This window comes from Natronincola peptidivorans, assembly GCF_900111615.1.
In the GTDB taxonomy this organism is placed as follows: domain Bacteria; phylum Bacillota; class Clostridia; order Peptostreptococcales; family Natronincolaceae; genus Natronincola_A; species Natronincola_A peptidivorans.
Map to the genome: position 1 here is coordinate 88,635 of NZ_FOHU01000006.1, position 22,322 is coordinate 110,956.

The following is a 22,322-nucleotide window of genomic DNA, read 5'->3' on the forward strand; positions in this document are numbered from 1 at the left end:
TTAATAAATGAATAAATTATAAATGTCGAAAAATGCCGTATGATTAGTATATAAACATTTTTTTGATTTGTCAAATGTTTTTAATAATTAAAAAATATTTTAAATCCTTCTAATTTTCAGATTAAGGTCTGTGTTTTTGGCAGTATCTCTGTTACATAAATGAACTATTTCCTTAGGTAATTTTTGGGTATAGTCCTTTATTTAAAGGCTTATCTCTATTTTTCTGTTTTCTTCTTTCTATTGTTTGGAGCAAAAAAATATTAGCGGAGAAAATATTTTTCTCCGCTAATAATCTAGTACCGCTTTCAATCGCCTTCTTCCTGTCGACTAAAATCCTATTCCTGGATAGCCAACACCTGGTCTACCATAGCCTGGGTGACCATATACTGGCCTTCTACGACGTCTTCCTAACAGCTCTCTTATAATCAAAATGCTGATTAAATCTCCAAAAATTCCACTTCGCCCAAACTGTTCTGCATCTACTTCCTGTGTGCATAAACCATAGACTTCATCTACCATTTGTTCTAAAAATGCAGGGTCTACTTGAGGATACATTCTCCTATTGCTGGGCACATCATGGCGATGGCATACTTCTTGTACTCTTGGATATACTCTGCGATAAATATCTGGATACATATCTGTCAAATACCTGTGATTATCATAATGATCCATATAGTCCCTAGGAATGCCCCAGTAGGGATATTCGTAAGGGGTATGATAGGGATTATGATAAGGGTTATGGGTTGGATTATGATACATAGTTCTATCCTCCTTTCTTTTTTCGATACATATTATGCATTTTATGAAATATGTGCTACCCCTTGTCATATAATTAAAAAAGGTTTGTGAAAGTGACTAAACGAGGTGGAGTGTAAATGCTTACTTTTTATCAAAATATTATCTATAATTTCTTTATATCTCTTGGGGTATTGTTGGGGGGCTGTTTATTGGGAGGTGTGGCAGCAGCCCTAGTTGGTCATCCTCCTTTGAAAACCATGATAGATTTATGTGAACGGTTTAAGATTTGGGCCATTGTGGTGGCGTTGGGAGGTACTTTTCCTTCTTTTAAGGTTTTGGAAACAGGTCTTTTTAATGGAGAAATCAGAGGGTTAGTAAAACAGATGATCTATATTTTAAGTGCTTTAGCAGGAGCTCATATCGCCTATAGACTTATTTACTATTTAGAGGGTAGTGGGAAACTATGAAAACATGGGGGAGGTTTATAGCTGTCTTTAGTATCGGCTTTATCCTAGGCTTGACTGTTATGAATGTGGTACATATGCATACGATAGACCGATTATATCGGATTCAAAACCAGTTGACCAACCAGCTGTTGGACAGAGAAATTAAACTGGAGCGTTTAACAGAAAGCATGGAGCAGCAGAAGGCCTCTATTGTAAAGGATTTGGTTATTGATATAGCATTTGAAGGTAATCCTTTGGTGCAGGATGAAATAGAGAAGTCTATTCATTTTTACATGTCAGATTTGGTTGGTATGGAGCTATGGCGTATAGATGGAGAAATGATTTACAAGATTTTGGATGATCGTATTCTTGACATAGGAGACCGACAGGTTCATTTAGAGATAAAGTATATCGTTATCAGTGAAAAGATATCTATTGCTGTCATCGCTAAAATCATAGAAAAATTGTAATATTGTACTAAAGCATACCTTCTTTAAATATATTAATAATAGACACTTTCATTAGATGAGGGGTGAAATAATGCAGATTTTTGTAATTAAGAGAAGAAGCCTCTATATTGCGTTGGCCCTTATAGTGGTTCTGCTGGTTGGCTTATTATTTTGGTTTTTTACCCGAGATAAAACAGTGAGTAACTACTCTACGATCAAATATACCTATGGAAACCTTCTACCAGAGGAGGCAAAGGACCTCATTGATAATAATGCACATGTAGTTGTATTAGATGTGCGCAATGAGGAGGAGTACAATAAGGGGCATTTAGAAAATGCCTCTCTTATTCCTTTAAAGGAGTTAAAGTCCCATAGGGAGTTTTTAGATGAAAATCATGTCTATCTTGTGTATTGTGCTAATGGAAAGGATAGTCAAAAAGCCTCTAAGCTTCTAGGTGATTCTGGGTACCCTAGAGTCTACTCCTTGGTAGGGGGCTATCAAAAATGGCCTTATGAGATTACAAAGCCCGTTCTACATAATGATTGAGCTTCTTTAGGAAACAAAGATTAGATAAATAGATAATAAGTAAAAGGCTAAGATAAATATAGAGTCCCAGCCCACCTTAAAAAAGGTTCTGTTAGAACGATAGAATAATCCTATCACAGCGATGCAGCTCAATACGATGCCTGCCATCGCTGTTATGGTGTGATCTATATTGATGACAGCAAAAATAGAGCCTTTATAGTATACCATGTCTGTTACCACTATAATCAGCATGTTGAAAATATTGCTGCCAAAAACATTGCCAACCGCCATGTCATAGGCACCAATTTTAATGGCAGCAATTGAAGCTACCAGCTCTGGCAGGGAGGTGGTGGCGGCTATCAATAGTGTTCCTACAAAGGTATGTCCTAAGCCCGTCTGCATTGCTATCGTATCTCCTGTTTGGGATAGGGTCATGCCTGCCCAGATAATAATGGTGCAGGCCAGTCCAAATCCTATGATGGCTTTATTCAAAGGTAGACTGTCTTTATCTACCTGCTCTACATCTTCTGGGCCCTCCGGATGAGCTTTTTTGTTTTCATAACGAATAATTAGCACTGATCCATAAATATAGATAGCAAAAATCATGATGCTGCTTATACTAACCCAGCCTATTTCAAGATCTATCCTGCCTATTTGTGTCATCAGGATGGCTAAAGCTCCCAATGCTGATAATAGCACTCCTAGCATTCCTGCTAGTATATGATTCATTTTTACCTTTACTGTAAGAGGCCCATGTCCATGCAAAATATCAACTAAAGCTAGAATCATGATATTGAAGGTATTACTTCCATAGACATTGCCAATAGCAATATCAGGTGCATCGATTAATGCTGAGGTGATGCTGGTTACAAACTCCGGCAGGGAGGTAGCTGCTGCTATAAGAATGCCTCCCACCAAACCATGTCCCAGTTTGGTTTTGGCGGCAATGACATCTCCATATTGTGATATTTTTGTACCAGAAATAATGACTAAAACTGCACTCATCATAAATAATAAATAGGTATTTAACATGGAAACCCCTCTCTTTTTCCTTTTCCTCTTTAGATTTTCAATAGCATGAGGCTTATAAACAAAAATCAATAGATAGCGGAGCTTTAACCCCGCTACTATTTTTTATTTTTTATGTTGAAGCCTTTGTTGCCTCTAAAGGCTCTACTACTTTGCCAGTTTCTGCGTCAATATGCATCAGCCAGTAACCAAAGCCTTCTTGGTTAAATTGTTGATAATGAGAAGGATGCCAATATACAAAGCCTGTTTTTCCTTTATATGGCTGTTCTGCACTGGTTTTCTTCCCTGGAATGCCATAAACATAATATTTTGCTCTTTTCTTTTCATCGTAGCAAATGCCAAAAACATAGTGCTGATACCCATATAGCTGCCTTTGATACTCTGAAGCCTGGTAGTAGGGATAATGATAATAATAAGGATTGATCATGGTTTCAATATGAGCAATAAAGGGCATATAGGTTCTATAAAGAGTCTGAGCATTATATTGGATTTGCCACCATTCATAGTTTTCTAGGTTTCGATCAAATGGTTCTACCTTTGGAAATATCTTCAAGGTGCTTTCAATATATTGTTGAGCTGGATTAGCCTTTTCTACTGTATCCCAGTCTTTTTCAAAGCTATAAGAGCTAGTAGGCTTTTCTTCCTTGGGTGCTGCTGCCTCCTGCTTCTTCTCCGGCTTTTTCTCTTCCTTCGGTACTGCTGCCTCCTGCTTCTTCTCTAGCTTTTTCTCTTCCTTCGGCGCAACCGCCTCCTGCTTCTTCTCTAGCTTTTTCTCTTCCTTCGGCGCAACCGCTTCCTGCTTCTGTTCCGGCTTTTCTTCTTCTTTAGTAGTAATAAATAATTTCTTTTGCAGCAAGGGCTTCCATCTTGTTTTTTCTTTATGTATATAACCTACCAAAGGTGCTATAATCCTTTGGGACTCTTCTAAAGGCTCCACCGCTAGAACCAATACGTCAAAAACTTCTATTGCTTTTCTAAAGCCCTTTACATTTTCTGCATTAAACTCCCAGACAGCTTCTCCTTTTCCATGTTTATCCACCTGTAGAGGTCCTACATCTACGATAACGGGCTCCTCTGTATCCTTTGTATGAATTAGATACAAACGGTATCGTTCTTTTTTTTCATCCAACTGTTTTAGATTTTGACAATGTAATGATAGTGTACCATGATCATTTCTTACTTCTATTTTGCCATATCCCTTTGGTCCTTCTGATTTTGAAATGCTAAAGCCTTTGTCTTCTTCTTCTAATATAACAAAATATCTTCGATAGCGTCTTTTCACCGTCCAACCTCCTTTTATATATTAATAGGATTCTTTGACCTTTTTATTAATATATGTAAGAGGAACGGAATAGTTGCTATTAAATACCATTTACATTTCTTTTGCCAGATGATTTGCCAGTTTAGCAAATTCTTCAATAGATAGGGTTTCTCCCCTTCTCTTTTCTTCTATTCCCGCAATTTCCATGGCTTTTCTTATATCTTCTTTGTTAAGGCTTAAGTTTCCTGTGCTCAAAGCATTGACCAAGGTCTTTCTTCGTTTGCCAAAGGCATCTCTGATTATTTGGAAAAAAAGTTTTTCGTTTTCCACCTGCACCCGAGGTTTCTCCAGAACATCAAGGCGTATGACGGTTGAGTCCACCTTTGGTCTTGGCATAAAAACAGCTGGCGGCACCTTCAATAGGATTTTGGGTTGACAATAGTATTGCACTGCAATAGAGAGGGAGCCATAGTCTTTAGTGGATGGGCTTGCCTGCATCCTTTGGGCCACCTCTTGCTGGATCATGACTGTCATAGAAGTCATAGGCACCTTTTCTTCTAAAAATTTCATGATAATAGCTGTTGTTACGTAATAGGGCAGATTTCCAATTACTTTTATCTTTTTTTTCCCAAATTTCTCTTCAATGACCTCGTGTAGATTTACTTTTAAAATATCTTCGTGAATCACTTCTGTATTGTTATAGGCTTCTAGGGTTTTTTCTAGAATGGGAATAAGATTTCTATCAATTTCCACCGCCACTACCTTACCGGCCTTTTCTGCGATATGTTGAGTTAGGCTGCCTATACCAGGTCCTACTTCTATCACCCAGTCTTCTTTTGTGATTTCTGCTGCTTCAACAATTTTTTCTAGAATGTTTTTATCAATCAAAAAATTTTGTCCTAAGCTTTTAGAAAACTTAAATTGATATTCTTCAATAATTTCTTTTGTTTTTTTTGGTGATGCGATTTTATCCATAGGTTCTCCTACCCCTCTAATCTTTTTAAAGCATCCTGCCATTCTTCCCTTGTAACGTCATAATGATTTAATCGGTTTAAAAACTGCTTTGCATTACCATAGCCTATCCCCAGAATTTTCCCTAAATGATCTCGTCTTTCAGCCGCCTGGTGATTTCCCATAAGCTGATGACTTATTAGATCTTTTTGTGTGAATTCTTGTCTTTTTTCTATTGTTTGACTGCGGGCATTTTTTAATGCAAGTAAAATGTTTTCTGGGGAAGCATTTTCGATACCTATATCTCCGTTTTTTGTGGCCTTTTCTTTGGGAAGAAAAGCATGCTTGCAGTTGGGAACCTTGGAAGCAATAATTTTTCTTATTTTTTCTCCTGCAAAGTCTGGGTCAGTAAATATGATAACCCCTCTTTTTTCAGCGGCAGTTTTTATCCTTTCTATTACAGAGGGAGGTAATGCAAATCCCCCTGTTGTAATCATTTCTGCATCCACCGCTTTTTTTATTGCTGCTACATCATCTTTACCTTCTACTACAATTATTTCTTTAATCATCCTCAATCTCCTTCAACACGCTATTGATGTATGTCATTAGACCCTCATCCTTTAATGGATCTAGTTACAGTTTTCATAAAGCTTTTTTCACTCTGCAATACTTATAATTTATTCTATTTCTTTATGTAATTCAAGGGTTTATCCTCTAAAAATTAATTGTAGCGGAGAAAAAATTTCTCCGCTATTAAATGCTTACTCCAAAATATACACTTTTACATTTCTTCTGCCAAAACGTAAGGCAGCATCGCGATCTTCAAAGTAAAGATCAATTTTATTCCCTATAATGGAGCCTCCTGTATCCTCTGCACTGGCCATACCATAGCTTGCTGTTCTGTCCATAGATTCTATATAGAGTTTTGTTCCAAGTGGTATTACTCTAGGATCTACTGCTACAACACCAGGTCTAACTTGGGTTCCGCTGCGGGTGATACCATAAAAAGGATCTCCAGGTTTTTTTCCTGTGCTCTCGTATCCAGCCGTGTAGGCTGAAGCCTCCATCACAACAACATCCTTATACCTTCTAGTGTCTCCCCTAGAGGTTAATAGCATTCTAGCTGTTCCTTTTTCAACAATTTCATTAGTGGCTTCTTGTATTATCTTTTCCCCTATTACTTCTCTTGCCACCTCTACTCCATTTTCATAAGTAACCTGTAATTCAATTTCTTTAAAGCCTGTTCTTCCTTCTTGCAGTCTGTTGATTTTACCATAATCCATGTCATCATTATATTTCATGGTAGTTTGGAAGGGGATTTCTTGATCCTCTGTAACAACCTCTTTGGTTACCCTTACGATCTTTACAACCTCTCCAGGATGAATAGCTGCCTGTAGATGAGGCTCTATCTTGTCCTCTTCCCCTAATTTTATCTCTAATATATTTAACAAGTCTTCTACTTTTCTCTCTGCTGTCTTAATGATTTCTTCTTCTTCTCCATCAACCAGTTTGATTTCAAAGGCTCTATGGACGATTACTCTAGTTCCGTCCTGCAGCCTTTCCTGAGGCTCTGGTGTTACTCTATCCTCTTCTTCAATTTCTATTCCTTCCTTGATCAATAGAGCTTCAACTGTCCCGGCAAAGGTGGAAACCTTCACCTCATTACCGTCATATACAAGTACTACATCTTTCCTCATAGCCATCCCGCTAACACCCACTGCAAAAATAGCTACTAAGAAAATAGCAATAAGACTTTTTTTACTAGCTCCCTTTAAAAAGCCTTTACTGCTGAAAAAACTATCCATACATATTCCTCCTGTTTTTTTACCTTATTTCCTTAAATGATTTTCTCTTTTTATTGAGAGAGGAAATAAAGCAGTTTTTTAAACAATTAACCACCCGCATAAAATTAGTTAACTGCTTGCCTAGGGAATAAGCTTACAACATTGTATGTTACCATTAAATATTTGTCAATACTTTTACCCATTAAATGGAATTATTTGAAAATATTGAACTGTTAAAATTATATCCAACAAATTTGCCTTTTATTCCTTTCCCTTTGCTTTGTCCTATGTATGCATTCTGTTTTGTTATTTTTCCTGTGAAGCTTTGTGTCGATTTCCCGGGAAATATCGCAAAATAAAAAGAAAAATCCAGTTGGTGTTTTTACTGAATTTTTCTTTTTATCTCAATATTGCTTTTCACTATACGTCCTATGCCTTTCAGCCTTAGTGTAGTTGAAATTCCTTCAAAACATCTTTTTCTTTGATGTTTGGAAGGGTTAATGGTTCATTAAAATCAAAATACGTAAAAGTTCCAACACTGGTGGTATGATTTTCTACGATTCCTGATACTCTATGAATGGTTTGGTCAACCTCTATCTTTTCTAACTCCTTTGTTGCCTTGTTAATATAATATTTATATTCTACTTCCAAATCCATGCCGCTGAGTAGACTTTTTAGCATTTCTTCTATTTGCTGCCGCTTTTCAGCTTCCTCCTGCTGGGTTATTTCCTGTGTTTCCTTCATCTGTAGCGTAAGGGGTAAAATTTTCTTAATGATTTCATCCATTGCCGCTTTTACGGATTCTTTATCAACAGTAAACAGGATAACATAATAATCTTCTCCATCAATTTTTTCCTCTGGTAGATAGGCAGCTGTCATTCCAAATAGCTGTATTTGCTGTTTAGATATCCCTGTACCTCCTTCGATACTGGTTCCCATCAATACCTCTATTTCCTTCATCATTGGATTAATATCCTGCTTCATCCATTTGTTGGTTTCTGGTAGTTTAACGTACATCTCGTGGTTGCCTATGACCATTTCTGTCACAGCCTCTATTTCTTCTCCTTCTGTCTTTACCTTGGTGGTACTTATTACATGGTTTTTATCCTTTTCTTGATCCATCGAAGCTTCTTGAAGCATTTCCATTGTCATAAAAACCTCATAATTTTCTTGAGATTTGTCTATTACATGAGATTCCATAGTCATTTTTAGGTTATACTTTAGGGCTTTAAGTGCCGCCAGCTTATCTTCTGTTTTTTCCAGCATGTCCCCTGCCGTTAACCCTTCTCTAGTAAATACCTCTGTGGCCTTTAGCATCATGTCTTCTAAATCTTTTATGGTGACAGGCCCTTGAGGGTTAAAAATCTCTTTATCTCCATCAATAATACCTTCTTTTGCTCCATAAGCTATATAGGCCTTTGCCCAGCTAGAAATGGCATCTCTATCCTGAAAGTCTGTGTATTCAACAGCTTTATGTGCTGGCACTTTTTTTGTCATATCTAATTCTCCAAAGCTTTTTAATACCATAGTTACTGCTTGCTCCTTTGTTACAGTATCTGCTGGGTAAAAGCTGTTCCGATACCCGGATGCGATTCTCTGCTTTACAGCAGCTTCTACATAAGGTATCTCCTCTGGATTTGTTACATCTTTAAAGGAAGAGGTATTGGTTGCTTCTATGTTAATATTTCTTAGATCCAACAGTGCCTTTATAAATTCTACACGATTGACGGGCTTTCCATGGGTGTCAGCAAAAGCCGTCATAGTCATAGAAAAGATTAATAATATACTTAGTATCATAGGCTTTTTCGTTTTTCTCATAAACATCCTCTCCTCTGTATTGTTCTATAAAAATTATTTTCGTATTTCGTATATGGTAAATCCATAGAAAATTATCACTATGCCTTATTGTACCAATTTTTTGACTTTTTATCAATTTTAGTAAAAATCTTCTTTTCATGGTTTTTCTATTTTTTGCTCTAAAATATCTCTTTTAAAAACATATTTTCTCCTTGTTGATATTGCTTTACACAAAAAAACAGCAGAAACTGATGATTTTTTTCTTCAGCTTCTACTGGATTATTTATTGAATATGAAAGAGTTTTTTGGTGTTTTCCTTGGTTTGCTGTGCTACTTTCTCAAAAGAAATCCCTTTTGCTTCTGCAATGGTCTCAGCAACATGTCGAACATAGGCTGGTTCGTTCCTTTTGCCTCTATAGGGCACTGGCGCTAGGTAGGGACAATCCGTCTCTATTAGCAGCCATTCTAGTGGAATCTCCTTGGCTACTTCATAGGTTTTTTTTGCATTTTTGAAGGTAATGGGTCCTGCTAAGGAAATATAGATCCCTCTTTTTATATATTCCTTTGCCAGCTCTACGCTGCCAGAGTAACAATGCATGACACAGCCCAATTCTCCTGCTTTATATTCCTCCAATATATCAAACACCTCTCCATGGGCCTCTCGGTCATGAACAATGATGGGCAGCTTTACCTCTTGTGCCAGTTGGATTTGCCTTCGAAACCATTTTCTTTGATCTTCTCTAGGAGAATGATCATAGTGAAAATCTAAGCCGATTTCTCCAATGGCTACCACTTTTTCTTTGTTGGTAAAGGATTTGATGATGGTTACTGTATCCTCATCCATGTCCTTCACATCATGGGGATGTACCCCTACTGCAGCATACATCATGGAATACTTTTCTGCTAGGTTTACTGCCTTGATAGAGGTGTTGAGATCTGCTCCGGGATTAAGAATAAACTCTACCCCATTTTCCTTTGCCCTTTTTAGTATTTCGTCTCTATCTTTATCAAATCGACTGTCATCTAAATGGGCATGACTATCAAAAAGCATTGTTTTGCCTCCCTTTAACTTATTAAGGTACCTGCAGGTATCTCTCCATCTGTTGTGGCCAATACCAGCTTTTTATCATTGGCGGCGGCTAGTATCATTCCTTGAGATTCTACACCTCTTAGTTTTACAGGCTTTAGGTTGGCTATTAAAATGACGGTTTTCCCAACCAAGTCCTCCGGTTGATAGTTCTCTGCAATACCGGAGACCACCTGTCTTGTTTCACTTCCTACCTGGAGCTGAAGCACCAATAGCTTATCCGCCTTAGGATGCTTCTCTGCTTTGATTACCTTTACTGCTCTTAGCTCCAGCTTATCAAAGTCATCAATGGTAATTTCCTCCTTTGGCTGGATAGTTACAGCCTCTTCTTCTTCTGGTACACCATTGATTTTTTTGAAATAAGCTTCATTAATTTGTTGAAGCTCCTCAACTTCTTTTTCTATATCTAGCCTTGGGAATAGGATTTCTCCTCTTTTTACTTTGATACCCTTTGGAAGCTTGCCAAAAACAGATGCCGCCTCCCAATCCGTACCTTGCCCTTCGTCAATTCCCATCTGTGTCCATATCTTTGCTGTGGTCTGTCCCATGATAGGCTTTAACAGTACAGAGATAATCCTAATACTGTCGGCTAGATTGTATAATACTGTATTGAGTCTCCCTTGATTTGCTTCATCCTTTGCTAGAATCCAAGGGGTAGTTTCATCGATGTATTTATTCACCCGACGGATAACCTTCCAGATTTCCTCCAAGCCTTCGTGGAATTGAAGCTTATCGATGGCCTTCTCTAGCTTATCAGCTGCTGCAGTCACTGTTTCCTTTAAATCTTCATCAAATTCTCCTGGAACTGTTGCTTCTGGGATAATACCGCCGTTATACTTTTCAATCATGGTAATGGTTCTACTGACTAGGTTTCCTAGATCATTGGACAGATCAGCATTAAATCGGCTGACAAAGGCTCTATTGGTGTAGGTGCCATCATAGCCAAAGGTAAATTCTCTTAGTAGGAAATATTTTAATGCATCCAGTCCATATCTTTCGATAAGGGGCTCAGGATAAACAATATTCCCTTTGGATTTTGACATTTTATCGTCACCAAACATAATCCAGCCGTGGCCATAGACCATTTTCGGCAATGGCTCATCTAAAGCCATCAGCATCGCTGGCCAAATAATTGTATGGAATCGGATGATTTCCTTTGCCATAATATGTACATTGGCAGGCCAGTATTTCTCATATTTCTCCTGGTTATCAGAGCTATAGCCTAGGGCTGTGATATAATTGGATAATGCATCTACCCATACATAGATAACATGCTTTTCATCAAAGGGCACAGGAATCCCCCAGTCAAAGCTGGTTCTGGATACAGCTAAATCCTCTAGTCCTGGTTTAAGAAAGTTATTGATCATTTCATTCTTTCTGGACTCAGGAAGGCATATCTCTGGATGGTCTTGAAAGTATTGAATCAATCGGTCCTGGTATTTTGACAGCTTGAAGAAATAAGCCTCTTCCTTGGCTAGCTCAGCCGGTCTATTGCAATCAGGACAAAGCTTTCCTTCCTTCAGCTGAGTTTCTGTCCAAAAAGACTCACAGGGTGTACAATACCAGCCTTCGTATTCACTTTTGTAGATATCTCCTTTATCATAGAGCTTTTGAAAAATATATTGTACTGCTTTTACATGGCGTTCATCTGTGGTACGGATAAAATCATCATAGGATATATCCATTTTTTTCCATATGTTCTTTATGTCTTTTACGATTCCATCTACATACTCCTTTGGGGCCATCCCCTTTGCTTCAGCAGCTTTTTGGATTTTTTCTCCATGCTCATCTGTCCCTGTTAAAAAGTGTACATCATATCCCGTAAACCTTTTAAATCTTGCTAATGCATCTGATGCTACCGTTGTATAGGTATGACCAATATGCAGCTTTGCACTGGGATAATAGATAGGTGTCGTTAAATAATAGGTGCCTTTACTCATACTTTTTTTCCTCCTTCATACTTGTTTATTTTATTATTATTGCTGATTAAAAAATAAAAAATCCCTATACCGTATTATTGGTATAGGGACGAGTTTTAACTCATGTTACCACCCTAGTTTATCATTGCTTCGCAGCAACAAACTCTGTAAGTGAAATCAATCACCCTGTAGTATAACGGCTACAATTCCGTCATGACCTAAGCCTAGTACTGCTAGACCTCAGCCAAGAAGTTCAGGGGCCATCTTCGATAAATATCTTTAGTACCGGCTTTCACCTATCCCGGCTCTCTGCTATTGATAATCCATTAAACTTCAATAAGTTAATAAGTTAGGTGCCTGGCACCTGATTATCAATACTAAATCCTTTTACCTACTCTTCCCATCATTACTTTTGTTTTTCTTATGTTACACATTAATATATAAAATTATTCGGCTTCTGTCAATATATAGAACCGGTTTTATGATAGAAATAAATAATAAGTTAATAAGTTAGGTGCCTGGCACCTAAAGAAATACTATTCTACAAATTACCACAGATGCAATCATAGCAGCAAAATGTGCTATTAGGGCTGCTGGTACCGTATGTCTGGAGTACTTGATTCCTACTGCTCCAAAGTATACTGCCATCGTATAAAAGATGGTTTCTGCTGACCCCATCATAGTAGAGGCTACCCTGCCTACAAAGGAATCTGGACCGTAATGAGTCAGGATATCCTGCAGCACCCCAAGGGCCCCACTTCCGGATATGGGTCGCATTATTGCTAGGGGCAGTACCTCTGGGGGAATACCTAAAAGGGTCATGGGGGCTTTCATGAAGCTGATGATAAGCTCCATAGCCCCTGATTTTCTCATAACTCCGATGGCAAGAAAGATGGCTATTAAATAGGGCATAATTCTGACAGCGGTTTTGAATCCTTCACTTGCTCCCTCTACAAAGGCATCATAGAGGTTGACTTTTTTTATCATGCCATGTATTAAGATAACAGATATCATGATGGGAATAGCCGCTACGGAAATAATCGTCAATATATAAATCATCCTTCTCTCCCCTCCAATACCTTGCATACAAATATTCCTACAGCAGTAGATACTGCCGTGGCTACAAAGGAGGTGGCTATAATTTCTGTAGGTGCTGCAGATCCAGCATCTCCTCTTAGCTTTAATACCGTTAAGGGAATTAACTGTATTGAGGACATGTTGATGACCAAGAACATGCACATGGCATTTGTGGCTGCTTTTTTGTCTTTATTTAGGGTTTGCAGCTCCTCCATTGCCTTGATACCTAATGCAGTGGCTGAATTCCCTGCACCAAACATATTTGCTACCATATTCATCATGATAGCACTAATGGCAGGATGATCTGCCGGCACCTTAGGAAAAAGGAGCTTGGTGACGGGCTGCATGATGAGGGCAAAGGCTTTTATCAGGCCTGATTTCTTGGCAATGTTCATAAGCCCCAGCCAAACTGCCATAATACCAGTAAGACCGATAGCAAAAATTACCGCCTCCTGGGCATCCTGTAAAATAACGTCATTGATAATCTCTATTTTCCCATTAAAGATGGCTACTATCATACCAAAAATAATCATACTAAACCATATGATACTCATTTTTATCCTCTTTTCTTTTTCATACCTATAGAAGTTTTAAGGATTGATTCTACAGGCAGTGAGATTTGTTCATGCATTACAATAGTATGATAGATGGCTTTTCCTATATGACTTTCTTATGCTGAGGATGATCTAAGTTCAATGGTATGGGCTTAATCAAATATCAGCATTTATCTTTAACTGCTCTTCGCTTTAAAAAAACATAATTGACCTCCCACCCTGTTTAAATTTTTCTTTTATTGACAAAAATCTGTTATAATAGGCTTGGAAGAAAAACTTCTTTTCTCACCAAATACTTTAAGATAAGGAAGGAAATAAAATGAGAAACCTCGCTTTACTAACAGATTTTTATCAGTTAACCATGATGAATGGTTACCTAAAGCACAAGCTTGATGAGGATATTGTTGTTTTTGATTATTTTTTTAGAAAGAATCCTTCTAATAACAGCTACACGATTGTTGCTGGTATAGAACAAGTAATAGATTATCTTGAAAACCTTAGCTTTACAGAGGAGGATCTGCAGTACTTAAGAGGGTTGAATTTTGATGAAGAGTTTCTCAACGCCCTTAAAGGCTTTAAATTTTCTGGAACGATTTACGGGGCACCAGAAGGCTCTATTATGTTTCCACATGAACCGATTTTACGGGTAAAGGCTAGATGCTTTGAAGCACAGTTAATTGAAACTGCCCTTTTAAATATTTTAAACTTCCAATCCCTGATCGCTACCAAAGCTTCCAGAATTTGTGAAGCAGCAGATGGAGATCCCGTGATGGAGTTTGGTTTAAGACGGGCCCAGGGACCTGATGCTGGTATCTATGGAGCACGGGCTGCCGTCATCGGTGGATGTACTTCTACCTCTAATGTTTTGGCAGGAAAAATGTTTGATATTCCGGTGGTAGGGACCCAGGCCCACAGCTGGATTCAGACCTTTGATTCAGAGCTTGAGGCTTTTCAGGCTTATGCAGCTATCTACCCTGATAGATGTCTTTTGCTGGTGGATACCTATGATACATTAAAAAGTGGTGTTCCTAATGCCATCAAGGTCTTTCAAGAATTAAAGGAAAAGGGCTATCAACCAAAAGGGATACGGATTGATTCAGGAGATATCGCTTATCTTTCTAAGGAGGCCCGAAAACAGTTGGATGCTGCTGGCTTTCATGATGTATCTATTGTAGCCTCTAGTGATTTAGAAGAGGAAACGATTTATAGTTTAAAGATTCAAAGGGCCGCTATTAATGGCTGGGGTGTAGGAACCAATCTTATTACCTCCAGTGATTCTCCTGCTTTAGGAGGGGTTTATAAGCTGGCAGCCATTGAAAAAAATGGAGGCTTGATTCCTAAAATTAAAATTTCTGAAAACCCTGAAAAAATTACCAATCCTGGCTATAAAAAAGTGGTACGCATTTATGATGCTCATAACAATAATGCTCAGGCTGACTTGATTATGCTGGATGATGAGGTGATTGATACTACGCAGCCTCTTACTATTTTTCATCCTATATATACCTGGAAAAAGAAAACCTTCAACCGTTATAAAATAAGGGAGATGCTGGTACCTATTTATGAGGAAGGTAAGCTGGTTTATCCTAGAAAAACTGTGGCTGAAATCAAAGCCTATACAGCTAAAGAGTTACAGACCCTTTGGCCAGAATATAAGCGCTTTAACCGTCCTCACCTTTATAAGGTGGACCTTTCACAGAAGCTTTGGGATTTAAAAAATGAGATGCTTAATGCATATAAAGAAAAGAACTCCCTTTAGAGGAGACTCTTCAGGCAGCCAAGGGGCCTTCATTAGACCCTAAGCCTGTTGAAAAATTTTTATGTTTTTTACTTAAAAAACCCAGTGCCATGCTGTGTAGTTGTCTACACTCTCCGGCTACTGGGTTTTTAAGCTTCTGTACTTAAAAGCTTTAATATACTTTCTTTAGATATTGAATGACGGCTTCTTTATTTGGGGCAATTTCTCCAAAATAAATAGCTTTTTTTATGTCTTCCAGTACTTCTCCTACCTTTTTTCCCTCTGGAATATCAAGGAGCGCCATGATCTCTTCACCTTTTATCATGCTGGAAATTTCCTCTATAGGTCTATAACGGGTAAGATAGTTGTTGGCAATATATTCTATATGGACCTTAAACATCCCCATTTCCTCCTGAGGATCTAATATTCTTCTAGTGGCTACAATATCTGCTAGGGCAATCAAAAGAATTTCTAAGGTTTCCTTTCCCGTCTTTTGAAACAATGTATATAGTGTTTTGCCGCTAACATCATTTTTCTTGTACAGCTCCAAAGGCCACATATGAAGAAAGATGTATTTATACAGTATTTCCTTCTCCTTGAGGCTAAGCTTCAGCTTGTTACCATATTCTTTTATAATCTCTGCACCTGTTATTTCATGGCCCTTAAAGCGTACTCTTCCTGTGTCGTCTACCCTTTGGGCTGAAGGCTTTCCTACATCATGGAAAAGTGCTCCCAGCTTCAGCAGCTGTAATCGACTATGATTGCCGGCTACTATCTCATCACAATGGACCTCATAGGCTTCTCTTATATGGTCCTCAAAAAACCCCTCTGCATAGATATAGCTTTCTACCACCTTCATGGTATAGATGGAATGATTCCAGCTGTCCAGCAGGTGATACTTGCATTCCCCCACTTCCTTCATCTCTCTTACTTCAGGAAAAATTTTTTCTAGCAGCTTTAGTTCTTTGTCCATGATACTAAAATAATGATGGGTCTTTTTTTCATTTAATATCTTAAATAGTTCCTCAGCAATCCGCTCTCCTGCCACAGTGGTTATTCCATTTCTGTGACTTCGAATTAACTCCTTTGTCTCCTCTTCTAATTCAAACTCTAGCTGAGACATAAACCGGACAGCCCTCAGCATTCTTAATGGGTCCTCTTGAAAAGCTTTCCCTTGTAAATGTCTTATCTTTTTACTATGTAATCCTTCTCTTCCGTTAAAAGGATCTATCACTTTTTCTTCTTCTAATGGCCAGCCTTCCTTTAGGTTATACGCCATTGCATTGATGGTGAAATCCCTTTCATAGAGGTCTTCTTCAATAGTCTTGCCTCGTATTTTGCTGAAATCCAAGATGATACCGTTTTTTAATACGACTCTATAGGTTTCCCTCTCTCTATCAAGCTCTACAAAGGTTCCTTGAAGCTTTTCTGCTGCTTTTTCAGCAAAGGCTCTATGATGATCTATCACTACTAAGTCAAGATCCTTTGAAACCCTATTTAATAATAAATCCCGTATCATGCCTCCTACTAAATATATCTCTACCTCCAGATTTTTACTCAAGTGAATCATGTCAGCAATAACGGTATTCATTTTATCAACTCCTCAGTTTATTTTCTAGCCCACTATTTAGCATTTACTTTTCTTTGAAAAAAACTACTATATATATTGCATTAGATAAATTACATGTTTTGTAAGGGCAGGTTTCCAAGCCTGTCCGGGTTAGCACAGAGACCAACCCCTACAATGTAAAATCTTTACTATAAATTATATAGGGAATTTTTTTGTAAAAATAACTTGTAGTTTTTACCTAGTATATAGCAAAATGGCAAAAGAGCCAACCTTTGTTAATTTGTTAACAATGAATCGTGAAAATTCATTTGACTTTTTATGGTATATTTGGTACTATTTTTATAAGGCATTGTCGAATTTTGTATATGAAAACCATTATTGATTATGAGCTAAAGGAGGACAAAAATTTTGAAATCAACAGGTATTGTAAGGAAGGTAGATGAGCTAGGAAGAATTGTTTTACCCATCGAGTTAAGACGTACCTTAAACATTGCTGAAAAAGATGCTCTAGAAATTTATGTTGACGGTGAAAGCATATTATTAAAAAAATATGAGCCAGCCTGCATTTTCTGTGGAAATGCTAAGAATGTAGTTGTCTATAAAACAAAGAATATTTGTAGTGAATGTGTTGATGAGCTAGTAAAATAGCTGCAAAACATAGAGGAAAATAAAGAAAAGCCATGGATTTTTTATAGATCTATGGCTTCTTTATATACGTCGGATTTGGGAATCTTTCGAAGCTTAGCAACTTTCTTGATAGCTTCTTTTTTTTCTAATCCTTCCTCCATAAAGGATAGGATATGTTCTTTTATGGTGATGGCTTCAAAGGCTTCCTTTTTTCTATCTTCTTCTTCTTGAGGACTAATTCCTTCGCATAATAAAACCATTTCTCCCTTTGGAGGATTCTCCTGAAAGTGTTGATGGATTTCCTGTAGGCTTCCTCGAATAAATTCTTCGTATTTTTTGGTTAGCTCTCTTGCAACTACGGCTTTTCGATTGCCCAGAAGCTCTATCATTACCTTCAGAGTTTCCTTTATTCGATGGGGAGCTTCATAAAATACAAGGGTTCTGTCTTCCCCTTTTATTTTTTCCAATCTTTCTTTTTTCTTTTTTTTGTCACGATGTAAAAACCCTTCAAAACTAAAATGCTTTGTATCTAATCCTGATGCTACTAAAGCTAAAATAGCAGCACTTGCCCCTGGCAGCACCTCAACTGCAATCCCTGCTTTTATGCATTTCTTAATCAATAGCTCTCCCGGATCTGAGATCCCCGGCATACCTGCATCAGAAACTAGGGCAATGGTTTCTCCCCTAAGCAGCTTATCCATCAAGTGTTGACTTTTAGTTGTCTCGTTGTGTTCATGATAGCTGGTTAATGGTTTTTGAATCTCATAATGCCGCAAGAGTTTAAGGGTATGTCGAGTATCTTCTGCTGCTATGGAATCTACCTCTTTTAAAATTCTTAAGGCTCTAAGGGTAATATCTTCTAAGTTGCCAATGGGAGTAGGACATATGTATAGTTTTCCTTTACTCAGTATTCTCCTCCCCTTCCTCCACCAGTTTTCTGCCATAAATTTGATAGATTTCTTCCGTATATTTTCCTGTTTCCTTGTATACATATAGTGGATCTTTAATTTTCAACTCTGGCATGGCTGCCTTTCTGCATTCCAGTAATAAAAGGTTTGGTTTTTTCTTATAGGTGGGATGAATAAACTGTAGTTCCTTTGGCTCCAGCTTATATTTTCTACAATAGTACATAATATCTGCCAACCTTTGAGGACGATGCACCATATAAAACTTTCCTAGATGCTTTAATAATCGAGAGGCTGCTGCAATAACATCCTCTAATGTGCACTTTACCTCATGCCTTGATATGGATTTGCCAGCCTCAGGGTTTAGCAGTCCCTTTGGATGCATATACGGGGGATTGGATGTTACTACATCAAAGCTGTTGATGGGTAAAACATCAACAGCTCTTTTAAGATCCATCTGTATTATTTTTATCCTATTCTCCAATTGGTTTAGCAGTACACTCCGTTTCGCCATATCAGCTACTTCTGGCTGTATTTCTAATGCCGTTATATGACTTGTGGTACTTTTCCCTGCCAAGAGGATGGGAATAATCCCTGTGCCCGTACCTAAGTCTACCACTTTGGCATTTTTCTTTAGTGTTATAAAGTTTGACAATAACACCGCATCTATACCAAAGCAAAATCCCTGGGGGTTTTGGATAATTTGCAACCCATTTATTTGCAAGTCATCAATTCGTTCCTGATCCTTTAATAATTCTTTCATGGTTGTAAAGCTTCACCTCATTTTGCTAGAAAAGTTCTTCCAGCATGAATTCTATTTGGTCTAGAATTTCATCTTCCTCTATCAGTATTGTATAGGATTTTTCCATCTTTTCCCCTTCACCTAAGAAAACAGTAGTGGGAAGACTTCCTACAAAATAAGCTTCTGTATATTGATTGTCTTCATCTAAAAATATTGGGAAGGAGTAATTCTGTTCCTCAATATAGTTGGTTATCTCCTCCTGAGATACTGTATCAAAGGCAGTGGCATGAATCCCTATAAAGGTTACCTCTTCTTCTAAAAGCTTGTATACATTTTCTAGTATGTCCAATTGTTGTTTAGAATCTTCATTCCAGGATACCCAAAAAGACAAAATTGCTGGTTTATTCTCTTGCTGCTTTAACACAGCCTCTACAGAAGCTTCTATCATCCCTTCTTCTACTGGCTCCTCTACAGGACTTTCTTCTACCTCCTCCTGTGCTGGAGGGGTTGTCTCTTCTATGGGATCCTGTGCTCCTCCTCTACATCCTATCAGTAAGAGGACCATGAGGCTTAATAGTAGGAGTCCCATAAATTTTATATTTTTTATCTTCATAGGAAACACTCCTTTACAGGATTATTAGTCTTCCAGTTGCTTTAATTCATCTTCTGACAGGCCTTCATCTATTACTGCCTTGGTTTCCAGCTGTTCCTTAAGACTTCGTTTTTCTTTAATCTTTGTAACCTCTGTCATACTACAAATTTTCAATTCTTCAGTATTATCCTTTTGGTTTTTAATTTTTACCTTAACTCTTTCTAATATAACATTGGTTTCAATAACTGTACCTTCTCCATAAGGCGTTTGTACGACGGAACCTATTCCCGGCAGTTTATCAAGGATTTCTTGATACATATCATGCTCGTATTTTAAACAACAAAACAATCTTCCGCAAATGCCAGAGATTTTGGTTGGATTTAAGGATAGACTTTGCTCTTTTGCCATTTTGATGGATACTGGTTCAAAATCTCCTAACCAACTGGAGCAGCATAGGGGTTTCCCACAGGTACCGATACCTCCCAGCATTTTTGCTTCATCCCTCACACCAATTTGTCTTAGTTCAATACGTGTTTTAAAAATGGCAGCTAGATCCTTTACCAGTTCTCTAAAATCTACTCTACCGTCGGCAGTAAAATAGAAAATGACTTTATTATTATCAAAGGTGTATTCCACATCAATTAGCTTCATTTCTAATTCATGACTTTCTATTTTTTCTAGACAAATCTCTAGAGCGTCCTTTTCTTTTTGTTTGTTTTCTGCATGTCTTTCCTGATCTTCTTTTGTCACTATCCTTATAACATCCTTCAAGGGAGCTACGATATGCTCCTCTGCAACCTCCTTTGGACCTACAACTACCTCTCCAAATTCCACACCTCTAGCGGTTTCTACTATAACGTGTTGGTCTTTCTTTACAGGGATTTCCCCTGGATTAAAGTAATATATTTTGCCGGCTTTTTTAAACCGTATACCTACTACTGTTACCATTCATCATTCCTCCTAGTTCTATATAAAAGCTGAAGCAAGTTTGCTGAAAGTCAACGGCCTCAGACGTAGTTCTTCTTCTTTAATATTAACCTTTCTCCATTGTATCAAACTTTGTACAGTTATACCATTGTCAAATTTTTGCCTTCTGTTTTAAATCTAAAAGCATTACCTCTAGGTTCAATTGAAAATTTACATTGCTTCTAAAGTTATTTTTCGTTCTTTCAATAATCAAAATCATTTCCTTAATATTTTTTAGTATAAGCTTATCAGCTTGATAAAAGATTTCTTGGATTTCATCTATATTGATGGTATATTCCTTTTTTTTAGTATCCTTATAAATCAATAGGTCCCTATACCAACCCATCATGATTTCTAGTATTTCTTCGATATTGTCCTTTTCCTGGTTAAAAAAATTCATGGTTTCTAAAAGCTGTATAGTATTTTTGTCCATGATATCCCTTGTCATTCTTATGGTTTCTTTCCTTCTATTTTTAAAGGCTTCATCCTCCATCAATTGTAAAGCCTTCCCAATAGCACCATTAGAAAAGGCGGCCATTACCTTGGCTTCCTCTAGGGTAATTCCTTTTTCTCCTACTAAATAGTTTTGTATTTTTTCCATAGATACCGGCAGCAGCTTCAATCGCTGACACCTTGAGGTTATTGTAGGTAATAAGCCAACGGCATTGGTGGTAAGCAAAAGAATGGTGGCATATTCTGGTGGCTCCTCCAATGTTTTTAGTAGGGCATTTTGTGCTTGGATGGTCATTTTTTCTGCATCACAAATAATGTATACCTTTTTGGAGCCTTCGTACGGCTTCATTTGAAGATTTTTTTGTATTTGTCGTATGCTTTCAATTTTGATGGAGGTTTCCTCTTGAAGCCATTTTACTTCTGGATGATTTCCATGCTGTAGTTTTTTACAGCTAGTACATTCATTACAGGGTCTTTTTTCTTCCCCTCTACAGCATATGCCTTTGGCAATCTCATAAGCAACTTTTCGTTTTCCTAATCCTTTTTCCCCCTCCAATAAATAGGCATGACTTATCTGCTGTCGGTTTAAAGCTTTTTTTAAGTTTTCTATTAGTCTTTCTTGTCCTAGAATAGCTTCAAAGGCCATATCCATCATCACTCTCTCTTATAGCTTTACGTATTTTTCAACATCTACTACAAAAACTGTTGCTCCTCCTACAGTTACTTCAATAGGATAGGGAATAAAAACCCCTGTGGTGCCAGAAACCGGTGCTGGCGAAGTAGCAATTTCCTTTCTGGATTCACAATTGTTTTTTATAATTCCAATTACCTTGTCTACTTCTTCGTCTTCTACCCCTACCAATAAGGTGGTGTTGCCTGCTCTTAAAAAACCTCCAGTAGTAGCCAGTTTTGTAATCCGATAGTTGTTGTTGGTTAGATCCTCTATTAAGTTTCCTGCATCCTCATCATGCACAATCGCTATTACTAATTTCATAGACTTAACCCCCTCTAATATTTTCTCCTTCCGTGTATGGGCCCTATTATAAAGAGCTATTTTTCTAATTATATCACAAAACAGCCTTAATACATGCTTTTTATGGGATATCTTCAT

Annotated in this window: 23 protein-coding genes; 5 read left to right on the top strand and 18 right to left on the bottom strand. The window is 37.6% G+C overall.

Going from position 1 to position 22,322, the window contains the following annotated elements; translation table 11 throughout:
* Window positions 1-327: 327 nt before the first annotated feature.
* Window positions 328-759, bottom strand: coding sequence for a hypothetical protein (locus BMX10_RS08575; RefSeq protein WP_090442425.1), 432 nt, complete (start codon window positions 757-759; stop codon window positions 328-330).
* Window positions 760-875: 116 nt separating this feature from the next.
* Here BMX10_RS08575 and BMX10_RS08580 point away from each other — a divergent pair, with 116 nt between their 5' ends.
* The 3 genes from BMX10_RS08580 (at window position 876) to BMX10_RS08590 (ending at window position 2,180) form a co-directional block, all read left to right on the top strand.
* Window positions 876-1,205 carry a YtrH family sporulation protein gene (locus tag BMX10_RS08580; RefSeq protein WP_090442427.1) on the top strand — a complete coding sequence of 110 codons (330 nt, stop codon included), beginning with the start codon at window positions 876-878 and terminating at the stop codon, window positions 1,203-1,205.
* The gene (locus tag BMX10_RS08585) at window positions 1,202-1,654 is read left to right on the top strand and encodes a sporulation membrane protein YtrI (RefSeq protein WP_090442430.1); all 453 of its coding nucleotides are present in this window, start codon (window positions 1,202-1,204) and stop codon (window positions 1,652-1,654) included. The genes BMX10_RS08580 and BMX10_RS08585 overlap by 4 nt, the downstream gene beginning before the upstream one ends.
* A 70-nt stretch (window positions 1,655-1,724) precedes the next feature.
* Window positions 1,725-2,180, top strand: coding sequence for a rhodanese-like domain-containing protein (locus BMX10_RS08590; RefSeq protein WP_170834748.1), 456 nt, complete (start codon window positions 1,725-1,727; stop codon window positions 2,178-2,180).
* 6 nt (window positions 2,181-2,186) lie between these two features.
* Here the strand turns inward: BMX10_RS08590 and BMX10_RS08595 are convergent, their stop codons facing one another.
* From BMX10_RS08595 to BMX10_RS08640, 10 genes are all read right to left on the bottom strand, one after another.
* Window positions 2,187-3,191 (bottom strand): sodium:calcium antiporter, encoded by a 1,005-nt coding sequence (locus BMX10_RS08595; protein WP_090442436.1) that lies wholly within the window; start codon window positions 3,189-3,191, stop codon window positions 2,187-2,189.
* 109 nt (window positions 3,192-3,300) lie between these two features.
* Window positions 3,301-4,470 carry a hypothetical protein gene (locus tag BMX10_RS08600; RefSeq protein ID WP_090442439.1) on the bottom strand — a complete coding sequence of 390 codons (1,170 nt, stop codon included), beginning with the start codon at window positions 4,468-4,470 and terminating at the stop codon, window positions 3,301-3,303.
* Window positions 4,471-4,560: 90 nt separating this feature from the next.
* Window positions 4,561-5,424, bottom strand: coding sequence for a 16S rRNA (adenine(1518)-N(6)/adenine(1519)-N(6))-dimethyltransferase RsmA (rsmA, locus tag BMX10_RS08605; RefSeq protein ID WP_090442671.1), 864 nt, complete (start codon window positions 5,422-5,424; stop codon window positions 4,561-4,563).
* Window positions 5,425-5,432: 8 nt separating this feature from the next.
* On the bottom strand, window positions 5,433-5,969 hold the full coding sequence (rnmV, locus tag BMX10_RS08610) for a ribonuclease M5 (RefSeq protein ID WP_090442441.1): 537 nt from the start codon (window positions 5,967-5,969) through the stop codon (window positions 5,433-5,435).
* 192 nt (window positions 5,970-6,161) lie between these two features.
* The gene (locus BMX10_RS08615) at window positions 6,162-7,205 is read right to left on the bottom strand and encodes a 3D domain-containing protein (RefSeq protein WP_090442444.1); all 1,044 of its coding nucleotides are present in this window, start codon (window positions 7,203-7,205) and stop codon (window positions 6,162-6,164) included.
* Between the two features lie 423 nt (window positions 7,206-7,628).
* Complete coding sequence (locus BMX10_RS08620) at window positions 7,629-9,002, bottom strand: S-layer homology domain-containing protein (protein WP_170834749.1); 1,374 nt, start codon at window positions 9,000-9,002, stop codon at window positions 7,629-7,631.
* Between the two features lie 262 nt (window positions 9,003-9,264).
* On the bottom strand, window positions 9,265-10,032 hold the full coding sequence (locus BMX10_RS08625) for a TatD family hydrolase (RefSeq protein ID WP_090442450.1): 768 nt from the start codon (window positions 10,030-10,032) through the stop codon (window positions 9,265-9,267).
* 14 nt (window positions 10,033-10,046) lie between these two features.
* Window positions 10,047-12,008 carry a methionine--tRNA ligase gene (gene metG, locus BMX10_RS08630; protein ID WP_090442453.1) on the bottom strand — a complete coding sequence of 654 codons (1,962 nt, stop codon included), beginning with the start codon at window positions 12,006-12,008 and terminating at the stop codon, window positions 10,047-10,049.
* A gap of 504 nt (window positions 12,009-12,512) precedes the next feature.
* The gene (locus BMX10_RS08635) at window positions 12,513-13,046 is read right to left on the bottom strand and encodes a spore maturation protein (RefSeq protein ID WP_090442455.1); all 534 of its coding nucleotides are present in this window, start codon (window positions 13,044-13,046) and stop codon (window positions 12,513-12,515) included.
* Window positions 13,043-13,618, bottom strand: coding sequence for a nucleoside recognition domain-containing protein (locus tag BMX10_RS08640; RefSeq protein WP_090442458.1), 576 nt, complete (start codon window positions 13,616-13,618; stop codon window positions 13,043-13,045). Before BMX10_RS08640 ends, BMX10_RS08635 begins: the two co-directional genes overlap by 4 nt.
* Window positions 13,619-13,937: 319 nt before the next feature.
* Between BMX10_RS08640 and BMX10_RS08645 the strand changes: the two genes are divergently transcribed.
* Window positions 13,938-15,377, top strand: a complete 1,440-nt coding sequence (locus BMX10_RS08645) for a nicotinate phosphoribosyltransferase (protein ID WP_090442461.1) — start codon at window positions 13,938-13,940, stop codon at window positions 15,375-15,377.
* 151 nt (window positions 15,378-15,528) lie between these two features.
* Here the strand turns inward: BMX10_RS08645 and BMX10_RS08650 are convergent, their stop codons facing one another.
* Window positions 15,529-16,947, bottom strand: coding sequence for a tRNA nucleotidyltransferase/poly(A) polymerase-related protein (locus tag BMX10_RS08650; protein WP_090442464.1), 1,419 nt, complete (start codon window positions 16,945-16,947; stop codon window positions 15,529-15,531).
* Between the two features lie 387 nt (window positions 16,948-17,334).
* Between BMX10_RS08650 and BMX10_RS08655 the strand changes: the two genes are divergently transcribed.
* A complete protein-coding gene (locus BMX10_RS08655; protein WP_090442467.1) occupies window positions 17,335-17,574 on the top strand; it encodes an AbrB/MazE/SpoVT family DNA-binding domain-containing protein in 240 nt (79 codons plus the stop codon).
* A 41-nt stretch (window positions 17,575-17,615) separates the two neighbouring features.
* Here the strand turns inward: BMX10_RS08655 and rsmI are convergent, their stop codons facing one another.
* The 6 genes from rsmI to BMX10_RS08685 all read right to left on the bottom strand — a co-directional run bounded on the left by rsmI (window position 17,616) and on the right by BMX10_RS08685 (window position 22,205).
* Window positions 17,616-18,497 carry a 16S rRNA (cytidine(1402)-2'-O)-methyltransferase gene (gene rsmI, locus BMX10_RS08660; protein ID WP_090442470.1) on the bottom strand — a complete coding sequence of 294 codons (882 nt, stop codon included), beginning with the start codon at window positions 18,495-18,497 and terminating at the stop codon, window positions 17,616-17,618.
* The gene (locus tag BMX10_RS08665; RefSeq protein ID WP_090442473.1) at window positions 18,454-19,221 is read right to left on the bottom strand and encodes a tRNA1(Val) (adenine(37)-N6)-methyltransferase; all 768 of its coding nucleotides are present in this window, start codon (window positions 19,219-19,221) and stop codon (window positions 18,454-18,456) included. Before BMX10_RS08665 ends, rsmI begins: the two co-directional genes overlap by 44 nt.
* Window positions 19,222-19,246: 25 nt before the next feature.
* Entirely contained in the window at window positions 19,247-19,813 is a 567-nt protein-coding gene (locus BMX10_RS08670) for a TlpA disulfide reductase family protein (protein WP_090442476.1), read from the bottom strand.
* Between the two features lie 24 nt (window positions 19,814-19,837).
* Entirely contained in the window at window positions 19,838-20,740 is a 903-nt protein-coding gene (locus BMX10_RS08675; RefSeq protein WP_090442479.1) for a PSP1 domain-containing protein, read from the bottom strand.
* Window positions 20,741-20,870: 130 nt separating this feature from the next.
* On the bottom strand, window positions 20,871-21,866 hold the full coding sequence (holB, locus tag BMX10_RS08680; RefSeq protein ID WP_244272678.1) for a DNA polymerase III subunit delta': 996 nt from the start codon (window positions 21,864-21,866) through the stop codon (window positions 20,871-20,873).
* A 9-nt stretch (window positions 21,867-21,875) separates the two neighbouring features.
* On the bottom strand, window positions 21,876-22,205 hold the full coding sequence (locus tag BMX10_RS08685) for a cyclic-di-AMP receptor (RefSeq protein WP_090442483.1): 330 nt from the start codon (window positions 22,203-22,205) through the stop codon (window positions 21,876-21,878).
* Window positions 22,206-22,322 lie beyond the last annotated feature (117 nt).

Bases quoted from the DNA above. Each gene is read 5' to 3' on its own strand.
- BMX10_RS08645 (WP_090442461.1), top strand. From the start codon at position 13,938: ATGAGAAACCTCGCTTTACTAACAGATTTTTATCAGTTAACCATGATG.
- BMX10_RS08575 (WP_090442425.1), bottom strand. From the start codon at position 759: ATGTATCATAATCCAACCCATAACCCTTATCATAATCCCTATCATACC.
- BMX10_RS08640 (WP_090442458.1), bottom strand. From the start codon at position 13,618: ATGAGTATCATATGGTTTAGTATGATTATTTTTGGTATGATAGTAGCC.
- BMX10_RS08665 (WP_090442473.1), bottom strand. From the start codon at position 19,221: ATGAAAGAATTATTAAAGGATCAGGAACGAATTGATGACTTGCAAATA.
- BMX10_RS08585 (WP_090442430.1), top strand. From the start codon at position 1,202: ATGAAAACATGGGGGAGGTTTATAGCTGTCTTTAGTATCGGCTTTATC.
- rsmI (WP_090442470.1), bottom strand. From the start codon at position 18,497: ATGGCAGAAAACTGGTGGAGGAAGGGGAGGAGAATACTGAGTAAAGGA.
- BMX10_RS08615 (WP_090442444.1), bottom strand. From the start codon at position 7,205: ATGGATAGTTTTTTCAGCAGTAAAGGCTTTTTAAAGGGAGCTAGTAAA.
- BMX10_RS08635 (WP_090442455.1), bottom strand. From the start codon at position 13,046: ATGATTTATATATTGACGATTATTTCCGTAGCGGCTATTCCCATCATG.
- rnmV (WP_090442441.1), bottom strand. From the start codon at position 5,969: ATGATTAAAGAAATAATTGTAGTAGAAGGTAAAGATGATGTAGCAGCA.
- BMX10_RS08675 (WP_090442479.1), bottom strand. From the start codon at position 20,740: ATGGTAACAGTAGTAGGTATACGGTTTAAAAAAGCCGGCAAAATATAT.
- BMX10_RS08670 (WP_090442476.1), bottom strand. From the start codon at position 19,813: ATGAAGATAAAAAATATAAAATTTATGGGACTCCTACTATTAAGCCTC.
- BMX10_RS08620 (WP_170834749.1), bottom strand. From the start codon at position 9,002: ATGAGAAAAACGAAAAAGCCTATGATACTAAGTATATTATTAATCTTT.
- BMX10_RS08625 (WP_090442450.1), bottom strand. From the start codon at position 10,032: ATGCTTTTTGATAGTCATGCCCATTTAGATGACAGTCGATTTGATAAA.
- rsmA (WP_090442671.1), bottom strand. From the start codon at position 5,424: ATGGATAAAATCGCATCACCAAAAAAAACAAAAGAAATTATTGAAGAA.
- BMX10_RS08685 (WP_090442483.1), bottom strand. From the start codon at position 22,205: ATGAAATTAGTAATAGCGATTGTGCATGATGAGGATGCAGGAAACTTA.
- BMX10_RS08580 (WP_090442427.1), top strand. From the start codon at position 876: ATGCTTACTTTTTATCAAAATATTATCTATAATTTCTTTATATCTCTT.
- BMX10_RS08590 (WP_170834748.1), top strand. From the start codon at position 1,725: ATGCAGATTTTTGTAATTAAGAGAAGAAGCCTCTATATTGCGTTGGCC.
- holB (WP_244272678.1), bottom strand. From the start codon at position 21,866: ATGATGGATATGGCCTTTGAAGCTATTCTAGGACAAGAAAGACTAATA.
- BMX10_RS08595 (WP_090442436.1), bottom strand. From the start codon at position 3,191: ATGTTAAATACCTATTTATTATTTATGATGAGTGCAGTTTTAGTCATT.
- metG (WP_090442453.1), bottom strand. From the start codon at position 12,008: ATGAGTAAAGGCACCTATTATTTAACGACACCTATCTATTATCCCAGT.
- BMX10_RS08650 (WP_090442464.1), bottom strand. From the start codon at position 16,947: ATGAATACCGTTATTGCTGACATGATTCACTTGAGTAAAAATCTGGAG.